The following is a 20,898-nucleotide window of genomic DNA, read 5'->3' on the forward strand; positions in this document are numbered from 1 at the left end:
CTGAGGAATGGCGGCCTTATATTTGATTTATGATTGTTTTTGGTCAAAAAGTGCGCAGTGAAAGGTGTTATAATGTTCTATGTCGTTCAAACCAACAGAGGAACTTATGGATACCTTGTTAACGCCTGCACAATTGGCCATCGAATATCTTCGTCGCGAAACCACACCTTTAACCCCTGCACAGTACCTGAAACGCGTTAAGCAACTTGAGCTGGAATTTGCTGACCTGATGGCGCTTTCTGCCATTGAACTGAAAGAAGAGATCGACTTTGCCTGGCGACTAGGGCTCCATTGATAGCATCCCGCTAGCCTGGCAGCGCATGATGATGCCGGGAAGCTAATCGCAAGACAAAAAAAACCGGCCATTTGAATTGACCGGTTTTTTTGTCACATCACACCACTTAATCGTCTTCTTCGTCGTCCATCTCGACGGGGGTCTGATAGTCATTGGGTTTGATCGCGAGCAGGTCGCAGCGCAGGTGGTCAATAACCTGTTCGGCAGTGTTGCCGAGGAAGGCCGCCGAAATACCGGTTCGTCCGATAGTGCCCAGTACCACGATGCCGGCGTCAAGATGCGCGGCAAGATCCGGAATGACCTCTTCAGGCAACCCTTTCTCGACGTGAGTAAACTTCTCATCAATACCAAATTTCTGGCGCAACGATTTCATCGCCAGCAGGTGCTGGCCGCGAATCGCATCGTTGTAAACGCTGGGGTCGAAATCAGGCAATTCAATGGCGATATTGATCGGCGTGACCGGGAAAGCGCCGACCAGGTGCACTTCGGTATGGTTGACCTGTTCGGCCAGCTCAAGGGTCTCTTTGACCAGCTTCTCGTTCAACGCGTTATGGTACGCTTCTTCGCTGGCAAGGTTGACGGCAACGAGTGCTTTACCGCCTTCAGGCCACGGCTGATCTTTCACCATCCATACCGGGCATGGGCATTTACGTAACAGGTGCCAGTCGGTTGGGGTGAAGATCACCGACTCCAGCTTGTCGTGCTGGTGGGCCATTTTCAGCAGCAAATCGTGGCCGCCGCTGACAACTTCCTGGATGATGGCTTCGAACGGGCGATTATGCCACACCACTTTGATCTCCAGCGGAACGCCGGCTTCCAGGTAGTATTTGGCCTGTTCGCGGATCCATGCGGTTCGCTGGCTAATCACGCCCTGGCGCATTGCGGTGCGCTCATCAGGAGACAAAAGGGTGGTCATTTCATAGGAAAAGTCATAGATCGGCAAAAAGGCTTTAATGCGGCCGCCAATCCGTTGATGAAGATACACAGCACGTCGTAGCGCAGGCTGGTCGTCCTGATTCGGATCGATCGCCACGAGCATATTTTGATATCTGGCCATACAGGGTCTCCTTACAGCTGTAACCACAGTTTGTAAGTAAAAGATAACTCATATAGTGGGATTGAAACAGGGGGGAACCTTCGCAAGATCAATAAACAGGATAAATTAGCCTTGTCGTGGGCATCGGAGAAGTTCGATAAATTCAGATTTAATGCGTAGGTTTTTTTACACAGAATGAGATAGATTTCTCTCAGATACCCCGCACACAAGGAAATGACGATGACCCAGCGTTCCTCACTCTTAAAGACGGTCGCGGCCGTCGTTGCGTTGTCGCTCTGCGCAGCGCCAGTGTTGGCCGACCCCGGCAACGGGCATGGCAACGGTAACGGCAACCACGGCAACAGTAGCCACGGTAATAGTAAAAGCGATAAAGGGAATAGCCAGCAGTGGAGTAAAGGCCAGGACAAGGACCACGGATCGACATCGCGTAAGAATTACGGCAAACCCGACCATGTTGACCGCGATATCAGCTACGCAACGGCCAGGCAGCTCGCGGTTAACTATGGCCTGACCGGCTACAAATCTTTGCCACCGGGCATTGCTAAAAATTTGGCGCGAGGTAAACCGCTGCCACCGGGTATTGCGAAAAAAGCGGTTCCGGGATCAATGCTCAATCAGCTTCCTTATTACCCCGGTTATGAATGGCAGGTGATTGGCGATAACCTGGTACTCATTGCTTTAAGTACGGCGATTGTCACGTCGGTGATTAACGGCGTATTTGATTAGAGAGCTGAAGCAGACAATAAAAAACCCCGGCTTGCCGGGGTTTTGTATTGGTGTCATGAAACAGCGGTCAGGCGACGTTACGAGTATGACCCGCGAGAATAGCCAGCGCATCGCTGTTTTCAATGGTGATGTATTTACCTTTCACCGCCAGCATGCCGCTTTTCTGGAAACGACCCAGCAGTCGGCTGATGGTTTCTACCGTCAGACCCAGGTAGTTACCGATATCGCCACGGGTCATGGTGAGACGGAATTCACGCGGCGAGAAACCACGCTGAGCGAAACGACGCGACAGGTTATAGATAAAGGCCGCCAGGCGCTCTTCCGCGTTTTTCTTCGACAGCAGCAGGATCATGTCCTGATCGCCTTTGATCTCTCCACTCATCAGACGCATCATCTGCTGACGCAGGTTCGGCATTTTGCCTGAGAGGTCATCAAGGGTCTCAAACGGGATTTCGCACACCATGGAAGTTTCCAGCGCCTGAGCAAAGCTCGGGTGATGGCCGGTGCCGATGGCGTCGAAGCCAACTAAATCGCCTGCCAGATGGAAACCGGTGATCTGCTCATCGCCTTGCTCGGTAATGGTGTAGCTCTTGATGGTACCGGAACGGATGGCATACAGAGACTTCAGTTCATCTCCGGCTTTGAATAACGTTTGCCCTTTCTGAATAGGCTTTTTGCGCTCGATAATATTATCCAGCTGATCAAGCTCATGCTCATTAAGAGTGAACGGGATGCAAAGCTGGCTGATGCTGCAATCCTGGCAATGGATCGCGCAACCGCCAGACTGAATGCGTCGTATAATTCTCTTTTCCGGGATCATAGGTTTGCTCAAGCCGTAATTGATATTGGTCAATTTTAACATCTTTTTGTTGAGCAGGTAAGTCTCGGCGCGCGTATTCACCCAAGATTAAAATGGGATAGCAGGGAATGAGATATATATCATTGATATAGAATATAAATTTTCAGGCGCATTTATCGCTAAAGCGCCTGTTAAGCTCATAAAGGGCACAGAAAATCAAAGCAGCAGATAGCCTTCGTGTCGCAGAAGCCACTCTTTACGCTGTACGCCGCCAGCATAACCGGTCATGGTGCCGTTGCGTCCGATCACCCGATGGCAGGGCACGACGATACTCACCGGGTTAGATCCATTGGCGGCGCCTACGGCGCGAGCGGCTCCCGGACGGCCAAGCTGTTCGGCTAGCTGCCCGTAGTGCATCACCTGACCACAGGGGATGGTGCGCAGGGTTTGCCAGACTTCGCGCTGAAAGGGGGTTCCGGCGGTGGCGGTAGGCAGGGATTCGATCACCGCCAGGTCGCCATCAAAATAGTTCGCCAACTGCTGACTCAGCCCGCCGGGGTTGCGTGATGTGACGCGGGTATAGCCTTCAGTTCGGTAGTGAATATCCAGCAGTTGCACCATACGGTCGCTGTGTTCTTCCCATTCCACGGCGCGCAAATGAAAGTTCTCATCACACAGAATCCACAGCGGCCCGAGCGGTGTGGCAATTTTATCTTCAAGCAACGTCAGCATGCGCACTCTCTATATATGATATGTTTACGCAAATTATTCCTGCTTGACACCATAGCATGTGAATGGCCGCTGGCTCTATACCTCAGATGTATAACATCACAAAGGATATGGCTTATTTATCATCAACTATAAAGCTCGGTTATATCGAATAATACCTTGATGAAGGCTTGGTTAAAATATAACCAGATAAACGCTGAGGGAAAGCGTTCTGCTTGAATGTAACTCAATGAAATTTAAGATGAATGACTCGTAATAAAAATCGGGGTCTGTCGACATCGCCAGACCCCGCAGCAACCACACAGGTGTATCCGTACCGATTCCCACATTTTGCTCCGCACAGCGGGTAATACTATTTATAACGGGTCTGCGCTTATTTTCCAGATAATTCTTGGTGATTTATTTCACGTATTCTGAATAGGGATAGATAATTAATTAATGATTTATATCATTTAAGTTTTAGTTCAATCATACGTGTAGCAAATTAATTATCGTGCAGTCTATTTTGCATGCCAATCATTTTGACGCAAAGGGAAAAGCATTGAGCCTGCAAGGCCGCGCGGCTATAGTATCCGCCTGTGGTAATAAGGGGGGAATTCTCATGAATCTTGACGACAAATCGCTGTTTCTTGACGCCATGGAGGATGTCCAGCCGCTGAAGCGCCACAGCGACGTTCATTGGCAGCCAGTGCGCAACGCCCGAACCCGCCAGCAGGTGGATACACTGCAGCTCGATAATTTTCTCACCACCGGTTTTCTCGACATTGTCCCGCTCGCCACCCCGCTGGAGTTTAAGCGAGAAGGGCTACAGACAGGCGTTCTGGATAAACTGCGGCAGGGCAAATACAGCCAGCAGGCCAGCCTGGATTTACGTAAGCAGACCGTTGAACAGTGCCGTCAGAGCCTGTTTGCCTTTCTCCTACAGGCTGAACAAGACAATTTACGCAATATCCTGATTATTCACGGTAAAGGTAAGGAAGAGGGCTCGCACGCAAACATTATTCGCAGCTATCTTGCTCGCTGGTTAACTGAATTCGACGACGTTCAGGCTTTCTGTAGCGCGCTACCGCACCATGGCGGTAGCGGCGCATGTTATGTGGCGCTGCGTAAATCGGCGGCGGCGAAACAGGAAAACTGGGAGCGCCACGCTAAACGTAGCCGCTAACGCAGCAAAAGCGTCAACTCTGATGCGGCTTTTTGCAGTTCGGGCAACACGCGATCCAGCAATTCAGCCGCGGATACCTGTCCGGCATGGACGCCGACGTTCAGCGCCGCCTCCACCTGGCCCTGCGAATTAAACAGCGGCACCGCAAGTGAACGCAGACCCATCTCCAGCTCCTGATCGTTTAACGCATACCCCTGTTGACGCACCGCCTTCAGCTCGCTGCGCAGCTTACTGACAGACGAAATGGTCTGCGGGGTATAGCGGATCATGGTGATGCGGGCCAACATATCGTTGAGTTTTTCTTCTGGCTGGTAGCTCAACAGCACGCGCCCCATTGAGGTTGACCACGCCGGCAAACGACTGCCGATATCCAGGTCTATGGTCATAATGCGCGAGCTGGACGCTCGGGCGATGTAGAGAATATCGTCGCCGTCGAGGGTGGCGATTGAGCAAGACTCATTAAGCATATCGCTTAAATGTTTCAGCACCGGCTGCGCGGAACGTGCCAGGGGCGTAGAGGCCAGCCATGCGTGCCCCAGCGATAAAATGCGCGGGCGCAGTTGAAAATTTTTGCCATCCTCGGCGTAGACAAACCCCAATTTACCCAGGGTATACAGGCAGCGACGGACGGCCGCGCGGGGGATCCCCGTCTTCTGGCTGATTTGCGAAATCGACAGCAGCCGCCGCTGCGGAGTGAAGGCCTGAATCACCTCCAGCCCACGCGCCAGCGAGGCCATAAAGTTAGGGTCACCTTTAAACGGGTCGCTATCGCCCGTCAAAATATCGTCTGGATGTTTCTCCATTTTTCTCTCCGATTATGCCGCCGATCACATTCTCAGCCTAAACATACACGATGTTCGATTATCGCACCATATTTCGATTATCGCCCTTGACCGGCATCGTTAAGCGGGTCACATTTTGTGCGAACAACGAATATTAGTGCGATAACCGCACAACGAGGAGCAACCTGATGATTGATAAAAGTGTGCCGACGCTGGCGGATGCCGTCGCGGGTATTCACGATGGGGCGACCATTATGATCGGCGGCTTTGGGCCGGCCGGGCAGCCAACGCTGCTGATCGATGCGTTGATTGAACAGGGCGCACGCGACCTGACCATTATCAATAACAACGCCGGAAACGGTGAAATCGGCCTCGCGGCGCTGTTGAAGGCCGGGCGGGTACGTAAAATGATCTGCTCATTCCCACGCCAGGTCGACTCACAGATTTTCGACGACCTGTATCGCCGCGGCAAAGTGGAGCTGGAACTGGTTCCGCAAGGGAACCTGGCCGCCCGCATTCAGGCCGCTGGCGCAGGCCTTGGCGCTATTTTCACCCCGACGGGCTACGGCACGCCATTAGCGGAAGGCAAAGAAACCCGTGAAATCGATGGCCGCCACTATGTGCTGGAGTACCCGATTAGCGCCGACTTTGCGCTGATTAAAGCTCACCAGGCTGACCGTTGGGGCAACCTGGTTTATCGCAAAGCGGCACGTAACTTTGGGCCTATTATGGCCACGGCGGCGAAAACCACCATTGTGGAAGTCACCAGCATGGTGGCGCTGGGCGATCTCGACCCGGAAAACGTCGTCACGCCGGGCATTTTTGTGCAACGCGTGTTCGCGCAGGAATCTTTCACCGCTCAGGCGCAGCGAGCTTAAGGAGCCGACAATGCAAAAAATCTCTCGTGACGATATGGCAAAACGCGTGGCGCAGGACATTCCGGAAGGCGCCTACGTGAACCTGGGCATTGGCCTGCCGACCCGCATTGCCAACTATCTGCCGTCTGATAAAGAAGTCTTTTTACACAGCGAAAACGGCCTGCTGGGCATGGGGCCAAAACCGGCGCCCGGTGAAGAAGATCCCGAACTGATTAACGCCGGCAAAGAGTACGTGACTCTGCTGCAGGGCGGCTGTTATTTCCATCATGGCGACTCCTTTGCCATGATGCGCGGCGGCCATCTGGATATTTGCGTGCTGGGAGCCTACCAGGTTTCTGCCGCTGGCGATCTGGCCAACTGGAGCACCGGCGCGCCGGACGCGATTCCTGCCGTTGGCGGGGCGATGGATCTGGCCGTTGGCGCACGTCAGGTGTTTGTGATGATGGACCACCTGACCCGTGACGGTGAATGTAAGTTAGTGGAACAGTGCACCTATCCGCTGACCGGCGTCGGTTGCGTCAGCCGCATTTATACCGATCTCGCCGTCATTGATATCACCTCCAATGGCCCGGTGGTGCGCGAAATCTTCAACGGTATCTCTTTCGATGAATTACAGCGTATTACCCCTGTTACCCTGATTTACGACGCGGTCGCGGAAAGCGCCTAAGGAATGATGATGAATCAAGCATTTATCTGCGACGCGGTACGCACACCGTTTGGTCGTTTTGGTGGTACTCTGGCTGGCGTACGCGCCGACGATTTGGCCGCTCTGCCGCTGAAAGCGTTGCTGGAGCGTCATCGCGGGCTTGACCCGGCGCGTATTGACGATGTGATTTATGGCTGCGCGAATCAGGCCGGGGAAGATAACCGTAACGTCGCGCGTATGGCGCTGCTGTTGGCCGGGCTGCCGGAAACAGTACCGGGCAGCACCATCAACCGTCTTTGCGGCTCCAGCCTGGACGCCATTGGCGTGGCGGCGCGGGCGATTAAAAGTGGTGAAACCCAGTTGATGATTGCGGGGGGCGTAGAAAGCATGTCGCGCGCGCCGTTCGTGATGGGCAAAGCGGAAAGCGCGTTCAGCCGCGCCATGAAGATGGAAGATACCACCATCGGTTGGCGGTTTATCAACGCGCAAATGAAAGCGCTGTACGGCGTGGATTCGATGCCGGAGACGGCAGAAAACGTGGCGACAGATTTTACCATTTCCCGTGCCGACCAGGATGCTTTCGCGCTACGTAGCCAGCAGCGTACCGCACAGGCGCAGGCCAATGGCGCGTTTAATGACGAGCTGATCCCGGTGTGGATCCCGCAGCGCAAAGGCGAACCCCTGTGTTTTGCCCAGGATGAACATCCGCGCAGCACCTCGCTTGAGGCGCTGGCGAAGCTGAAAGGCGTGGTGCGCCCTGATGCGACCGTCACCGCGGGTAACGCGTCCGGGGTAAACGATGGCGCCTGTGCGCTGCTGTTAGCCAGCGAGCAGGCGATGGCGCAGAATGATTTACAGCCGCTGGCTCGCGTCGTCGGCGTGGCAACTGCCGGTGTTGCGCCACGTATTATGGGATTCGGGCCAGCGCCAGCGGTACGGAAAGTCCTGGCTCAAACGGGTCTGACGCTGGCGCAGATGGACGTTATCGAGTTGAATGAAGCTTTCGCCGCCCAGGCGCTGGCCGTGCTGCGCGATTTAGGTCTGCCGGATGATGCCGCGCACGTGAACCCGAACGGCGGGGCGATTGCGCTGGGGCATCCGCTGGGCGCTTCCGGTGGACGGCTGGCGATGACCGCGGCCTACCAGCTGCGTCGTACCGGCGGGCGGTATGCGCTATGCACGATGTGTATCGGCGTCGGCCAGGGGATCGCGCTGATTATTGAACGCGTATAAGGAGCTGGAATGAGTTTGTTGACCCCGCTATTGCGTACCCAGGCGCTGACGGAATTTTTCAGCGCCGAGCAAACGGTGCAGGGGATGCTGGATTTTGAGGCGGCGCTCGCGAAGGCACAGGCGCAGTGTCAGGTGATTCCTGACGCTGCGGTTGCGCCGATCGCCGCAGCCTGTCAGGCGCAGTCGCTGGATTTACCCGCACTGGCGAGCGCGGCGGCCAACGCCGGTAATCTGGCGATACCGCTGGTTAAGCAGCTGACGCAGCGCGTGAAAGCGCACGACCCTGAAGCAGCACGCTACGTCCACTGGGGAGCAACCAGCCAGGACGCCATTGATACCGGGCTGAATTTACAGCTGCGCAAGGCGCTCGATGAGACACAAGTCCGTCTTCGCCGCCTTACGCAAGTGCTGGCCGAACAAATTACCCGCCATCAACACACGCTGATGCCGGGCCGCACCTGGATGCAGCACGCGCTCCCTATCACCTTTGGTCTGAAGCTGGCCGGTACGCTTGACGCGCTGCTGCGCTGGCAATTGCGGCTGGATGAACTGCGCCCGCGCGTACTGACTCTACAGTTTGGCGGCGCGGCGGGGACGCTGGCCTCGCTGAAAGACAAAGGGCCAGAGGTCGCGAAGCGGCTGGCTGACACGCTCAACCTTTCGCTGCCCGATACCCCCTGGCACAGCCAGCGCGATCGTATTGTTGAAGTGGCGAGTTGGTTTGCGGGGCTTAGCGGCACGTTGGGTAAATTTGCCAATGATTTTTCGTTGTTGATGCAAACCGAAGTCGCTGAAGTAAGCGAACCGATTGCCGAAGGTCGTGGCGGGTCGTCTGCGATGCCGCATAAGCGCAACCCGGTAAGCTGCGCGGCGATTCTTGCCGCCGTACAGCGTATACCCGGGTTGATGGCGACGCTGTACGGCGCACAAATTCAACAGCATGAGCGTGCGCTGGGCGGCTGGCAGGCCGAGTGGGAAACATTGCCAGAGTTAGTGATGTTGACTGGCGGCGTACTGGAAAACAGTGAATATCTGCTGCGCGGTATGCAGGTTAATGCGGCGAAGATGCGCGCCGATCTGGATATCACCCACGGTCTGATTATGGCCGAATCCGTTACTCAGGCGCTGGCGGCCTTTATTGGCAAAGCCGACGCCCATCATCAGGTAGAAAAAATCTGTCATCGGGCGATAGCGCTGGATTGCCCGTTACAACCACTGCTGGAGAACGATCCGCTGGTCAGCCAGCATCTTTCTTCAGCGCAACTCTCGCAACTGCTGGACCCAGCGACCGCACTCGGCAGTACCGACCACTTTGTGCGCCAGGTTGTGGCGCGCTATCAGGAGCAGGGAAATGAACATCCATTATCGCCTTGAAGGACCAGAAACGGCACCGGTGTTGGTGCTCTCTAACTCGCTGGGTACGACTCACGCTATGTGGGATGCGCAGATGCCCGCATTGACCGAGTATTTTCGCGTGTTGCGCTACGACACGCACGGTCATGGACAAACGCAAAAACGCGGAAAGGTGACGTTGTCACAATTGGGTGAAGACGTCATTACGCTACTCGATCACCTGAATATTCCACAGGCCTTTTTCTGCGGCATTTCAATGGGCGGCCTGACCGGCCTCTGGCTGGCTCGTTTCGCGCCGGAACGCTTTACTGCCGTTGCGGTGGCGAATACGGCGGCGAAGATTGGCGAGCAGGCCAACTGGCTGTCGCGGGCGCGCACTGTGCGTACCGAAGGCATGGGCGTGGTGGCGGCAGGGTCGGCGGATCGTTGGTTTACACCGCATTTCCGTCAACATCAACCGGCGGTGGTTGAACAGCTTTGTCACCAGCTCGCCACCTCCGAGGCGGAAGGTTACGCGGAATGCTGTGAAGCGCTGGCGGCGGCTGATTTACGAGGCGAAGTCGCGGCTATCACTGTGCCGATGCTGATTATTGCCGGTGAGTTCGACCCGGTGACCACCGTAGCCGATGCCGATTATTTACATCAACAAATTGACGGTTCTTTCCAGGTAGATTTGGCGGCATCGCATTTGTCGAACGTCGAAGCCAGCGAAGAGTTTACCGCCGCGTTGATCGCATTTTTACGGAGGAATGATGGAAGATAATCAACGTTATCAGCAGGGTATGGTAGTGCGCCGTAAGGTGCTGGGGGATGCCCACGTTGACCGGACGCTGCAAAAATTAACACCGCTGAACGAAGAGTTTCAGGATTTCATCACCCGCTACGCCTGGGGGGAAACCTGGACCCGTCCAGGTCTGGACCACCACACCCGCAGTATGATCACCATCGCCATGCTGATTGCGCTCAATCGCGAAGCCGAACTGAAAATGCATCTGCGCGCGGCCTTCAACAACGGCGTAACCCGCGATGAGCTGAAAGAGCTGATCATGCATTCGGCGCTGTATTGCGGTCTGCCGGCGGCAAATGCCACGATGCATCTGGCACAGCAGGTCTTTGATGAAATGGATGCGGTACAGTCGCAATAAACATCAACACTTGTTGAAATTTATAATTTTGTTGAATATGTAAAAGGGCAGTGCTATCGTTATGGCTCCTTAACCGCAGGAGTTGACGATGGCACTTGTCCGTTATCCCACGAGTAAACCTTTTCCTTTTTCCGACGCCGTTGCGGCGAACGGGTTTCTCTTTCTTTCTGGCCAGGTCTCAATGAGTCCGGACGGACAGCCGCTGTACGGTACCATTACCGAGCAGGTTAATCGCATTATGCATTCGGTCAGCGAGACGCTGGCGCGCGGTGACGCGCAATTGCGCGATGTGGTGCGCGCGCAGGTTTGGTTAAGCGATATGGCGCACTTCGCGGAATTCAATCAGGCCTGGCGTCCATGGTTCCCCGAGGGTTTCCCCAGCCGAAGCGTCACCACCAGCCGACTGGCATTCGATCTCGACGTGGAAATTGAATTTCAGGCGGTGCTGCCATGAGCGCGGAACGGGATACCCTCATCGCCACCTTGAGCGCCTCGCTGGCGGCGTTGAAAGCGACATTACCGGCGAATACCGAAGTGGTATTGCACGATTTAACTCAGCCGCAATCCTCGGTAGTCGGTATTGTTAACGGTCACGTCAGCGGGCGGCAGGTAGGCGATGGACTGCTTAGCGGGCCAGAAGAAGATGATGGTTTTCTGGGGCTTATCGACGAGACGCAGCCGCCATCCTCAACGCGGCTGTTCAGCGGTTACACCTCGTACGCGCGCGGCGGTAAACCGTTAAGCAGCGCGTCGACGCTGTACTACGATGCCAACGGAAAGGCGGTGGCGGCGTTTTGCGTCAACGTCGACATGGAGCCGGTGATGCGTTTTCGTCGCGAACTGGATTATCTGGTTTCCGGTATGTCGGCAGCACAACCCGCGGAAAATCCTGCCACCTCGTTACCCGCGCAATCTCTGGCGGAGGTTCTGGCTCGTTTCCAGGCCTCCCCAGAGGAAAATCCAAAAGCGTTTCGCCTGCGGGTGGTCAGCGAACTGCATTCGATGGGCATTTTCAAAATTAAGGGCAGCGTCAATGAAGTCGCCAGAGCGCTCGGCGTGACGCGTTACACAATCTACAACTACCTGGATAAACTCAATGAACAATAATCTCCCGGCTACGCTTGCGTTTTATCAGGTTGATGCTTTTACCGCTAAGCCATTTGGCGGTAACCCGGCGGCGGTGATGCCGTTGACGGAATGGCCAGAAGACAGCGTATTACAAGCGATTGCCGCCGAAAATAACCTGTCCGAAACCGCGTTTTTTGTGCCACTTGATGAGGGATTTCATCTGCGCTGGTTTACGCCAGCGGTCGAAGTGGATCTCTGCGGCCATGCCACGCTCGCTGCGTCATGGGTACTTTTCAACGTACTCAACTATCCGCAAGAGACGCTGCGTTTCACCACCCGTAGCGGCTTGCTGACCGTCACGCGGCAGGGCGATGAGTTGTGCATGGATTTTCCGACGAAAGCGCTCCAGCCGATTGACGAACCACAGGGGCTGCTGGCCGCGCTGGGCATTACCCATGGCGTAGAAGGATTCTGGCAATCAGATGACATTGTGGTGCTGGTGAAGGATAAAGCGATCGTTGAGGGGCTATCGCCCGATTTCAACCTGCTGTCGGCGTTTAACACCCGCGGGGTGATCGTCACGGCGCCAGATGATGCGGAGTTTGATTTCGTGTCACGCTGGTTTGGCCCGCAGGTCGGGGTGAATGAAGATCCGGTGACCGGTTCGGCACATACCTGGCTGGCGCCGTTCTGGGCTAAACGCTGCGGTAAAAATACCCTTCATGCGCAGCAGGGCGGCGCGCGTAAAGGCACGCTGCGCTGTGTGTTGGGCGCTGATGGTCGTGTTTCGCTGTACGGGCAAGCGAAGCTGATGATTGAGGGGACGTTCCGTCTGTAAAGCCGATGAACGATAAATCGCCCGTTGAGTGCCGGGTTGTCCGGTTAACGATAGTGTGCATGCTGGTGCTATATGGCCTGCTGATCTGGCTTTCCTGATGTCGTAAAGCGTGATCGTGCAGGGTTAAAATAAAATAACGTTCCATTATTATCGGTTCTCAGTTTCTATTTAACGTTGTTAATGGAGAACCGATGTCAAAAATACCTTATCTGGGCATGTCGACGCTGCTCTGTATGCCATTGGTGCTACAGGGCTGCGCCGCGCCTTCGTCAACAGGAACGGCGACAAGACCGCTGCTGACGGCGCAGGAAGCCGCACCGTATACCACCAAAAACTACTTCGCACAGGGTGGCCTGTTCAGCCAACCACAGGGGCCCTGGCAGCCGTCGGAAATTACCCTGACGCACATTGAGACACCATGGCGCGTCGCGCCAGAAGGCGCGCCTTACACCCGCGTCCAGCAGGCGGTGGATGCCGCTCTGGCTCATCATAAGGGCAATGAACGTCTCTACATTCGTCTTGAACCGGGCGTTTACAGCGGCACGGTGTATATCCCCGACGATGCGCCGCCGATTACCCTTTTTGGTACGGGAAAAGGGCCTGAGGATGTACGTATTGAACTGGCGCTGGACTCGCAGTTCAGTCCGGCGAAATATCGTCAGACCGTCGACGCCGACCACTATCCGCCGACCTCACCAGCGTATTACCAGTATGCGCTGTGTGCGGGGAAAACCACGGCGATGATTGGCACCAATTGCGCCGCGGTATTCTGGTCGCAAAGTCACGATCTCCAACTGGTCAATTTAACCATTGCCAACAGCCTGCTCGACACGGTTGACGGCGGCACCCACCAGGGCGTCGCTCTGCGAACCGATGGCGACCGCATTCAACTGCAAAACGTTCGCCTGCTTGGGCGCCAGGATACGCTCTATCTCAACGTCAGCAATCGGCACAATGATGCGCTGACCGATCGCATTAATCGGGTTTACGTGCAGGATAGCTACATTGAAGGTGACGTTGACTATGTCTTCGGTCGCGCCAACGTGGTATTTGACGGCGTGCATTTCCATACCGTCTCGAGCCGCCAATCGCCGGAAGCCTATGTGCTGGCACCGAATACGCTCCCCGACAATCCTTACGGTTTCCTGGTCAAAAACAGCCGTTTCACGACGGATGATGGCTACAAAGGCACCTTTAAAGCCAAGCTGGGCCGCGCATGGGATCAGGGGGCAGGGAAAACGGGGTATCTGCCGGGCAAGACCGCGAATGGGCAGGTGTTGATTGTGAACAGCACGATTGATAGCGGCTATGACAGCCTGTCGCCCTGGGGCGCGGCGGCAACTACCGCCAGGCCGTTTAAGGGGAACGCGGAGCCTTCACGTCAGTTGAACGATGTGAACACGAACCGTCTTTGGGAGTGGAACACGCGCTGGGAAAAATGAAAACCCGTAGCAGCGTAAAGAGGGCCGGATATAGCGTTAACGCTTTATCCGGCCTGATTCCTGGCAGGACGGCTTAAAACGGCAGCGTTCTCGGCTGCGTCTGCATCGTTACCCAGCGTAGCTCGGTAAATTCATGAATTCCCGCACGACCGCCAAAGCGCCCATACCCGGAGTCTTTGGTGCCGCCGAAGGGCATTTGCGCCTCGTCGTGCACCGTGGGGCCATTGATGTGGCAGATCCCGGTTTGCAGATTTTGCGCCACGTTCCACGCGCGGGCGGTATCGCGGCTGTACACCGCCGACGACAGACCGTAGGCGCTGTCATTGGCGATGCGCACCGCCTCCTGCTCGTCACGGGCGCGGATCACCGCTTTCACCGGGCCAAATGACTCTTCGTGCCAGATACGCATCGCAGGCGTTACGCCATCGAGCAGCGTTGCCGACATCTGCGTAGAGTGGGCCTTGCCGCCGGTCAGCAGCGTCGCGCCTTTGGCCAACGCATCGTCAATCAATGCATTGCAGCGCTCAACGGTTTTCATCTCGACCACTGAACCTAACAGCCCGTCCGGTAGCGCGTTAACACGCTTCACCAGTGCGCTGATAAACGCTTCGGCAATGCGGTCCTCAACGATAATACGTTCGGTGGACATGCAGATTTGCCCGGCGTTAGCAAACGCGCCGAAAGTCGCGCCCGCGGCGGCCTGGGTAATATCGGCATCGTCCAGCACCAGCAAGGGCGCTTTACCGCCTAACTCCAGCACCACCGGTTTCAGATACTTCGCGCAGGTTTGGGCGATGATCCTTCCCACCGGCGTGGATCCGGTGAAGTTCACCCGTCTGACACCTGGATGGGCAATCAGCGTTTCGACAAAGGCCGGTGCATCCTGCGGCGCGCAGGTCAGATAGTTCACCACGCCCGCGGGGAATCCGGCTGCCGCCAGCGCATCAATAATCAGCCCCTGTGTCGCCGGAGAAAGTTCAGAACCTTTGAGGATAACCGTATTGCCGCAGGCGAGCGGGGTAGCAATGGCGCGAACCGCCAGGATAATCGGCGCGTTCCACGGCGCCATCCCTAACACCACGCCAGCCCCCTGACGTGTCGCCATCGCCAGATTGCCCGCAATATTGGACGGGATCACCTGGCCCTCAATCTGCGTGGTGAGCGCTGCAGCTTCACGCAGGATCTCCGCGCCGAGGTGGACGTTAAACTCTGCCCAGTGCGCCGTCGCGCCGGTTTCAGCATTCATGGTGGCAATAAACTGCTCGCGGCGTTGTTCAAGCCTCTCTGCTGCGGCAAGCAGCAGGCGACGTCGCTCGCCGGGTGTGGTATCACGCCAGGCGGGAAACGCGGCGGCAGCGGCGTCTGCGGCGTGTGTGGCATCAATGAGACCCGCTGCTGGAGCGGTACTCGCAACGGCGTCGTTGACGGGATTCAGGCGTGTAAAGGTCGCATTGCCTTGCGCGGCGCACGCTTCGCCGTTAATCAACAGGGTACAGGTGATGGTCATGGAAACCTCTTCTGGGCTCGGGTAACGCTCTGAGTGTAGAGAGGCGCAAGCGTGCTGAATATCCATGATACGGATTTCGCACGCTTTTTTTCAGCTTTTGAAAGCGGTTCACATCCTTGTGCCGCCGAGGGTTACGCGAGTCGCGCCCGCAGCTCGCGCTGGCTGCTGTCGCTGAGTTGGAGGAGGTTCACTGTCTCGCCCGATTCAGTGCTGCGGGCATACAGCGCGACCAGCCAGTCGTACACGTAGCGTGTGGCGGCGTGTACCGGCTGTTCGCCAAGCTGAGTCAGGCGTGCGCTGGAGGTTGGCGCATCGTGGGCGAAAACCGCGCTACCTTTGGCGATACGGCTGGCGGGGCGCTGGCTGATGGGCTGTTCAGCGTAGCCTAGCCAGTGAATAAAGTTCGCGATGATCGCCCGCAGCTGCGCCGCGCCAGCCTGCTGTTCTGCGCTTGCGTGGCGTAACTGTTGCGCCAGCCCTTGTCGTTGGCTGGCGGTCATCAGCGCAAGTACCAGCTGCTGCTGAGTGGCTGATGTGAGCTGCGGGTGCGGCTGGCGACTCCACTGGCGCAAATGTTTACACCACAGGGCATAAACCTGCGATCCCCGATCCTGATACGTCGGCGTAGTCTGACTGACGGCTTCCGGAGCTGCGAACAGGTCGACGGATTCATTAAACAACCCGCTGGCTTTTTCTTCACGCTGCTGCTGAACCTGGCACAACGCCTCGAAGGCGGGCAGAGCGGGAAGTAGACTCTCCAGCAGCTCGCCGTGGCGCGAAGCGTGCGTTTGCAGTTCACGAATCATCGTTTCCGCCTGCGTGGCGTCATGGCTTGTCGAAGCGAGCAGCGGCTGGCACAGGGTGATCAACTGCTGTTGAAGGGTGTTTGCCATGGCGGCAAAACGGCGCTGGCGCAGTTCAGGCTGTGTGGCCTGCGACAGCCATTCCATCAACCGTTGCAGGCTGCTGTGATCCAGCGCTTGCAGCGTTCCCCAATGTTGGCCTGGCTTACCAACCAGCTGTTGAATCGCCTCATCAAAGTGACGCTTATGTAAGAAACGATCGTCTTCCGGCGTAATGGTCCACACCAGCCCCGGCAGCTTGTTCTCCTGCGTGGGTTGGGTGGCCTTTACCCAACGCAGTAACGCCCTGGCGGTAGACGGAATCGCCGCACGCTGGGCGGTAGCGTTACAGACCAGCAGGATATCCGGTTGCCGATGCTGACGATAGTTTTCCAACAGCCAGCGACATTTACTGGCCCACAGCGGGGTGTCAGGGGTGAGCGACGGCACGGGAATATCAATAATGTCCACATTGTCGAGCACGCCTTGTTCCGCGTTCAGCACCAGTTCAACGGTCAGCAGCGCCAGGGTGGCAACCGGTATGCTGACCGCATTCTGATAACCGTCGTCGGTGAGCGGATGCACCAGTACCGCGTCATCGCTCTCAACGCCCGGCGTCAGGAACGCATCCATCGGCAGGGTAAACGCATCCACCAATAAACTCAGCGGCGCCATTACTTCCCGGCGGTTGCCCGCCTGGTGCAGGGTATGTGCCAGCGTCAACCATTGTTGGGTGAGTTCCTGTTGTTCACCCCACAGTAGCGACCACGCCCGAGCGCGCGCGGTGAGATCCAGCGACGGCAGGAGATGCGCGAACTGGTACCACAGATCGTCATCGATCGTCTGGTACGCCGTCGGTAGCGTATCGCGGCAGAAGCGGGCCACGCTGGCCACTTCCGCCGCTGTCAGGCCCGGCACCGGCTGCGGCTGGCGCAGGTTCTGCCAACCGCGCAGGCGGGAGGCGATAAGGTGGCTATCCGGTGGGCGAATATCGCCGCGCTGCCAGGCATGGGCGATAAACAGCTGTACCAGCTCGGCTTCACTTATCAGCACCAGCCGCAGCGGGAAGGCGTCGTCCGGCGTAGGCTGCTCGCGGCTAAAGCGAACCGCCATTTGCGTGAGGCTGTGACCGGGATTGATATGGCTGAAGTAGTCCAGCGTTTTGCTGCCGGTTTGCACCGTCAGACGGCCATCGCCGCTGCCGCACAGGGTGCGCAGCAGGTGGGCTTTAGAGGCCTGTGAATGGCCAAACAGCGCGATGCTGGCGGGCTGGGCGCGAGTGTCCTGACGCGCTTTCTGCTGGGCGTCGAGCGCCAGCAGTCGAATCAGCAGCGCGTTGGCGTCATCATCCAGTAACGGATGCTCCTGACGGGCGGCAGCGAGCCAGTCGATTACTGCGGCTATCGTGGTCATTTGAGGAATACGCTCCCGCTGTCGATCCAGTAGTGGCTGCCGCTATGGCGACGGTCAGCCAGGGTATTGAGTTTCAGGGTCAGGGCATCCGGCGAAACCGGCGTGCCGTCCTGAAGCCAGGCGTCGCTCAACACAAACGACAGCGGCGCTTCGTGTCGGCTACCGCCTTCAAGCTTCAGGCGAACCTGCAGCACGCCGTCTCCGGCGATGGCTTTCGCCAGTTCTGGCGAGTTGATGCTCAGCGTATACAACGGCGTCGCGGGCCAGCGGGTGTTCGCCAGTTGGCGGAAGCCGAGGGTTACATTGCCGCGCAGCGGGAAGTGCAGGCGGGCATCCAGTCTGGCGCCAGGTTTGTCGAGATCGAGATCGTGGTACCAGATATTTTCATCGCGCAGCGTGTTGACGGTTTTATCCAGTACCCCCAGATAGCGCACGGTGGAGTACGCGCCAATATCGGCGGCTTTAAAGTTGAAGTGCGGCAGGCGCAGATCCAGCGCCAGGCTGCACAGCATCGCTCCCACGGCGGCGGTGGATTTCGGGTTGCCGATACGCCCCTGTTGGCTGAACGGATACCATTCATGGACATGATATTTATCCAGCCAGACCATCCGGTTGACCGGCACTGGCTGAAGGTAGCGGATCAGCGCCTGTATGCCCGGCAGGCAGCCGGGCCGCCCGGTAATCAGCAGCACGTCGCAGGCATAATGTGAGATTGCCTCGCAGAGCGCGTGCAGCGGACCGGCGAGGGTAAACTCACCGGCGAGCATGGCTTCCTGCAATCGGCTGAAGGTCACTTCCAGCGGTACGGCCAGCAGGTCGAACGGCGCGCTACCGGCAGGCAAGGCGTGCTCTACGGCCTGGCCGACGTAGTTCATTACGTTACGCGTCGGCGCCTGGTTCAGCAGTTCACCGAAGGTGGCATGCAATCCAGCGAGCGGATCCTGCGGGTCGCTCTGTTCCCACGCCGCCAGAATGGCGTGGCCGATGGGCATAAAGAGCTGCAGCGTGGTTTGCTGGCGCAGCACGGCCTGAGTATCCAGCCTGCCGGAGTCGCCAAACAGCGTGGCCATCAGCGCCTGTGCGTCAGCGACGCCGGATTTTTGCAGCTGGGTTTGCAGCGCGGGCAGCACGCAGCGCTGAATAATATCCAGCAGGACATCATCCCCGGCAATTTTAAATCCTTCGCGGAACAGCAGCTGTGGGGTGATTTTGACGTTGCCGCCAATACCGTCGTCCAGTTGATACTGGGCGATAGCCATGTCTGTCGTGCCGCCGCCGAGATCGAGCGAGGCGATGCGCAGCGCGCGGCCCGGCGCGATGCCTGGCTCCGGCTGGCGGTCCGGCCGCGCCATCGCCGCAAACAGCGCTTCGGTCTGCCCGGAGAAATGGGAAATCGCTTCGTTGTAAAGCCACACCAGCTGGCCGCAGCTGGCTTCATCCCACTCCATATGAATTTTCGGGATGGGCACGATGCTTTTTTCCTGCACGCGAACAGGGGCAAAATCATCATCCTGCGGGTGCCAACCCATCGCTTTCCACACCAGCGCGATAGCTTCAAACATCCGGCGGCGGAAAATTTCGCGTTCCTGCTTTGGCATGGCCGACGGTAGCGTGAGGATCAGCGTTCGCAGCTGGCGCGGTGACGCGGGGAAGCCCAGGCGAAGGCGGGTGGCGACGCTGTTAATCTGCCCCAACGCCTGTGCCAGCAGTTCGCACAGCATATGGGTCATCAGGGTGCTGCGGCTGTACTGCGGCGAGAAGACCGGCATCCGCTCGTCCGGCGGTAGGGTAAACAGAGGCTGGCCCTCGTCGTTCATCAGGTTCATCAGCGGGAAGGCGGTGGCCAACGGTTCGCGCTGGGTCTTGCCATTCATCTGGCTAAAGCGCCAGTCCTGTACGGTCGGCGTCTCATCCCACAAATAGCGGCGTGGGCTGGAGATTCCGCTGTAGCCTTCCGTACCTAAACGCTGCATCGCCAGCTTACGGGCTTCATCACCCACACGCACCAGCGATGGCCAGATAAACGCGTCTTCGCGGCCGCTTTCCACCGAGAAATGCTGCTTGCCAAAGCGTGATTCCGAGAACTCGACGCGGCTGGTGAACAGCGGTTCATTCAGATATTGCGGTTCGCTTAATGAGCGCACTTGCAGTTCGGCGGTCTGGCGTAAACCGTCGTTCGCGTCGCCGTGATCTTCGATAATGACGCCACAGGTATGGGTGTTACCCACGTCGAGGATCAAATCTACCGGGATGGCCGGAGTGCTCAGCGTGGCGGTGACGATTTTAATTTCCGGCACCGTCAATTGTTCGCCCAGCAGCGCCAGAATATTCAGCCAGTGGCCCTGATATTCAAAACTGCGTAGCGCCTGTGCCACATCGCGTTCGCTTCGGGATTCATGAGCGGCAACGGTCTGCTGGAATACTTCTCGCAGCCAGCCGTCAATCCAGGTTTGATCGAGGAAGTCGCTGATTTCATTGTCGCGCCACGCCAGCGCAAAGCGGGTACCGTTGAGCAGATCGCTCGCGACGGGCGACAGGCCGTTGGCGTCATCGTCGCTGATCTGGCTATCAAACGCTAACGTCACGCGGTGCGTATTGCCTGCGTTGTCCGGTTCCGCCAGGCGACGAATCTGCACGCGCGCCCAGTTGTCCGGTCCTTCAACGAAGGTGCGCGGCGGGTTAAAACGCAGGAACGGCAGCGGCAGCCAGATGCCGTCTAACAGCGTGAGTGAGTGGTGCAGGGCCAGGGTCGATTCCGGTTTCACCACCTCGGGCGCGCGTCCGGCTTCACCGGGCAGCGTGTAGCGCTGATTGACGACGTCATAGTCCAGACGTAGCAGCGGGCCGTTAGCGGTTTTTCGCACGAAACGACCGTTTTGCAGCGACTCCTGCGGGCTAAGGCCAAAGTCGAGAAACTGCACGCCGCTGTTGGCAATTAATGTGACGCTCTGTTTGTAATCGCAAAGAGTGACCAGCATAG

The 20,898-nt window shown here is 57.2% G+C and carries 20 protein-coding genes; 13 read left to right on the plus strand and 7 right to left on the minus strand.

Annotation, left to right across the window (positions count from 1 at the left end; all coding sequences use genetic code 11):
* Positions 1–106: 106 nt before the first annotated feature.
* Complete coding sequence (locus K7B04_RS16955) at positions 107–295, plus strand: YdiH family protein (RefSeq protein WP_163449562.1); 189 nt, start codon at positions 107–109, stop codon at positions 293–295.
* A gap of 106 nt (positions 296–401) precedes the next feature.
* On the opposite strand, the gene uspE is transcribed toward K7B04_RS16955, so the two are convergent.
* A complete protein-coding gene (gene uspE, locus K7B04_RS16960) occupies positions 402–1,352 on the minus strand; it encodes a universal stress protein UspE (RefSeq protein ID WP_163449561.1) in 951 nt (316 codons plus the stop codon).
* A 219-nt stretch (positions 1,353–1,571) separates the two neighbouring features.
* On the opposite strand from uspE, the gene K7B04_RS16965 reads away from it, so the two are divergent.
* Complete coding sequence (locus tag K7B04_RS16965; protein WP_223802563.1) at positions 1,572–2,078, plus strand: anti-virulence regulator CigR family protein; 507 nt, start codon at positions 1,572–1,574, stop codon at positions 2,076–2,078.
* A gap of 67 nt (positions 2,079–2,145) precedes the next feature.
* On the opposite strand, the gene fnr is transcribed toward K7B04_RS16965, so the two are convergent.
* Positions 2,146–2,898, minus strand: coding sequence for a fumarate/nitrate reduction transcriptional regulator Fnr (gene fnr, locus K7B04_RS16970; protein WP_061708991.1), 753 nt, complete (start codon positions 2,896–2,898; stop codon positions 2,146–2,148).
* A 195-nt stretch (positions 2,899–3,093) separates the two neighbouring features.
* Complete coding sequence (gene ogt / locus K7B04_RS16975) at positions 3,094–3,609, minus strand: methylated-DNA--[protein]-cysteine S-methyltransferase (RefSeq protein WP_163449559.1); 516 nt, start codon at positions 3,607–3,609, stop codon at positions 3,094–3,096.
* A gap of 598 nt (positions 3,610–4,207) precedes the next feature.
* Here ogt and smrA point away from each other — a divergent pair.
* Positions 4,208–4,771 carry a DNA endonuclease SmrA gene (gene smrA, locus K7B04_RS16980; protein WP_167575905.1) on the plus strand — a complete coding sequence of 188 codons (564 nt, stop codon included), beginning with the start codon at positions 4,208–4,210 and terminating at the stop codon, positions 4,769–4,771.
* Here the strand turns inward: smrA and K7B04_RS16985 are convergent.
* Complete coding sequence (locus tag K7B04_RS16985) at positions 4,768–5,574, minus strand: IclR family transcriptional regulator C-terminal domain-containing protein (protein WP_064545606.1); 807 nt, start codon at positions 5,572–5,574, stop codon at positions 4,768–4,770. The two genes, smrA and K7B04_RS16985, sit on opposite strands and share 4 nt — an antisense overlap.
* A gap of 167 nt (positions 5,575–5,741) precedes the next feature.
* Between K7B04_RS16985 and K7B04_RS16990 the strand changes: the two genes are divergently transcribed.
* From K7B04_RS16990 to K7B04_RS17035, 10 genes are all read left to right on the plus strand, one after another.
* Complete coding sequence (locus K7B04_RS16990; RefSeq protein WP_163449557.1) at positions 5,742–6,431, plus strand: 3-oxoacid CoA-transferase subunit A; 690 nt, start codon at positions 5,742–5,744, stop codon at positions 6,429–6,431.
* A 10-nt stretch (positions 6,432–6,441) separates the two neighbouring features.
* A complete protein-coding gene (locus K7B04_RS16995; protein ID WP_223802564.1) occupies positions 6,442–7,098 on the plus strand; it encodes a 3-oxoacid CoA-transferase subunit B in 657 nt (218 codons plus the stop codon).
* A gap of 9 nt (positions 7,099–7,107) precedes the next feature.
* Positions 7,108–8,310 carry a 3-oxoadipyl-CoA thiolase gene (gene pcaF / locus K7B04_RS17000; protein ID WP_223802565.1) on the plus strand — a complete coding sequence of 401 codons (1,203 nt, stop codon included), beginning with the start codon at positions 7,108–7,110 and terminating at the stop codon, positions 8,308–8,310.
* A gap of 9 nt (positions 8,311–8,319) precedes the next feature.
* Positions 8,320–9,684, plus strand: coding sequence for a 3-carboxy-cis,cis-muconate cycloisomerase (locus tag K7B04_RS17005; protein WP_223802566.1), 1,365 nt, complete (start codon positions 8,320–8,322; stop codon positions 9,682–9,684).
* A complete protein-coding gene (gene pcaD / locus K7B04_RS17010) occupies positions 9,662–10,426 on the plus strand; it encodes a 3-oxoadipate enol-lactonase (protein ID WP_223802567.1) in 765 nt (254 codons plus the stop codon). Before K7B04_RS17005 ends, pcaD begins: the two co-directional genes overlap by 23 nt.
* Positions 10,416–10,808 (plus strand): 4-carboxymuconolactone decarboxylase, encoded by a 393-nt coding sequence (pcaC, locus tag K7B04_RS17015; RefSeq protein ID WP_223802568.1) that lies wholly within the window; start codon positions 10,416–10,418, stop codon positions 10,806–10,808. The genes pcaD and pcaC overlap by 11 nt, the downstream gene beginning before the upstream one ends.
* A gap of 88 nt (positions 10,809–10,896) precedes the next feature.
* The gene (locus tag K7B04_RS17020; protein WP_167575900.1) at positions 10,897–11,262 is read left to right on the plus strand and encodes a RidA family protein; all 366 of its coding nucleotides are present in this window, start codon (positions 10,897–10,899) and stop codon (positions 11,260–11,262) included.
* Positions 11,259–11,915, plus strand: a complete 657-nt coding sequence (locus K7B04_RS17025; RefSeq protein WP_163449550.1) for a PAS domain-containing protein — start codon at positions 11,259–11,261, stop codon at positions 11,913–11,915. The genes K7B04_RS17020 and K7B04_RS17025 overlap by 4 nt, the downstream gene beginning before the upstream one ends.
* Entirely contained in the window at positions 11,905–12,714 is an 810-nt protein-coding gene (locus tag K7B04_RS17030; protein ID WP_163449549.1) for a PhzF family phenazine biosynthesis protein, read from the plus strand. Before K7B04_RS17025 ends, K7B04_RS17030 begins: the two co-directional genes overlap by 11 nt.
* Before the next feature lie 191 nt (positions 12,715–12,905).
* A complete protein-coding gene (locus tag K7B04_RS17035) occupies positions 12,906–14,156 on the plus strand; it encodes a putative acyl-CoA thioester hydrolase (RefSeq protein WP_223802569.1) in 1,251 nt (416 codons plus the stop codon).
* 73 nt (positions 14,157–14,229) lie between these two features.
* Here K7B04_RS17035 and K7B04_RS17040 read toward each other — a convergent pair whose 3' ends face one another.
* From K7B04_RS17040 to K7B04_RS17050, 3 genes are all read right to left on the minus strand, one after another.
* On the minus strand, positions 14,230–15,663 hold the full coding sequence (locus K7B04_RS17040) for an aldehyde dehydrogenase (protein WP_223802570.1): 1,434 nt from the start codon (positions 15,661–15,663) through the stop codon (positions 14,230–14,232).
* Between the two features lie 131 nt (positions 15,664–15,794).
* Positions 15,795–17,918, minus strand: coding sequence for a virulence factor SrfC family protein (locus tag K7B04_RS17045; RefSeq protein WP_223802571.1), 2,124 nt, complete (start codon positions 17,916–17,918; stop codon positions 15,795–15,797).
* Positions 17,915–20,896 (minus strand): virulence factor SrfB, encoded by a 2,982-nt coding sequence (locus K7B04_RS17050; protein WP_223802572.1) that lies wholly within the window; start codon positions 20,894–20,896, stop codon positions 17,915–17,917. The genes K7B04_RS17045 and K7B04_RS17050 overlap by 4 nt, the downstream gene beginning before the upstream one ends.
* Between the last annotated feature and the right edge of the window lie 2 nt (positions 20,897–20,898).

Source organism: Kluyvera sp. CRP (assembly GCF_019930565.1).
Taxonomy (GTDB): domain Bacteria; phylum Pseudomonadota; class Gammaproteobacteria; order Enterobacterales; family Enterobacteriaceae; genus Kluyvera; species Kluyvera georgiana_A.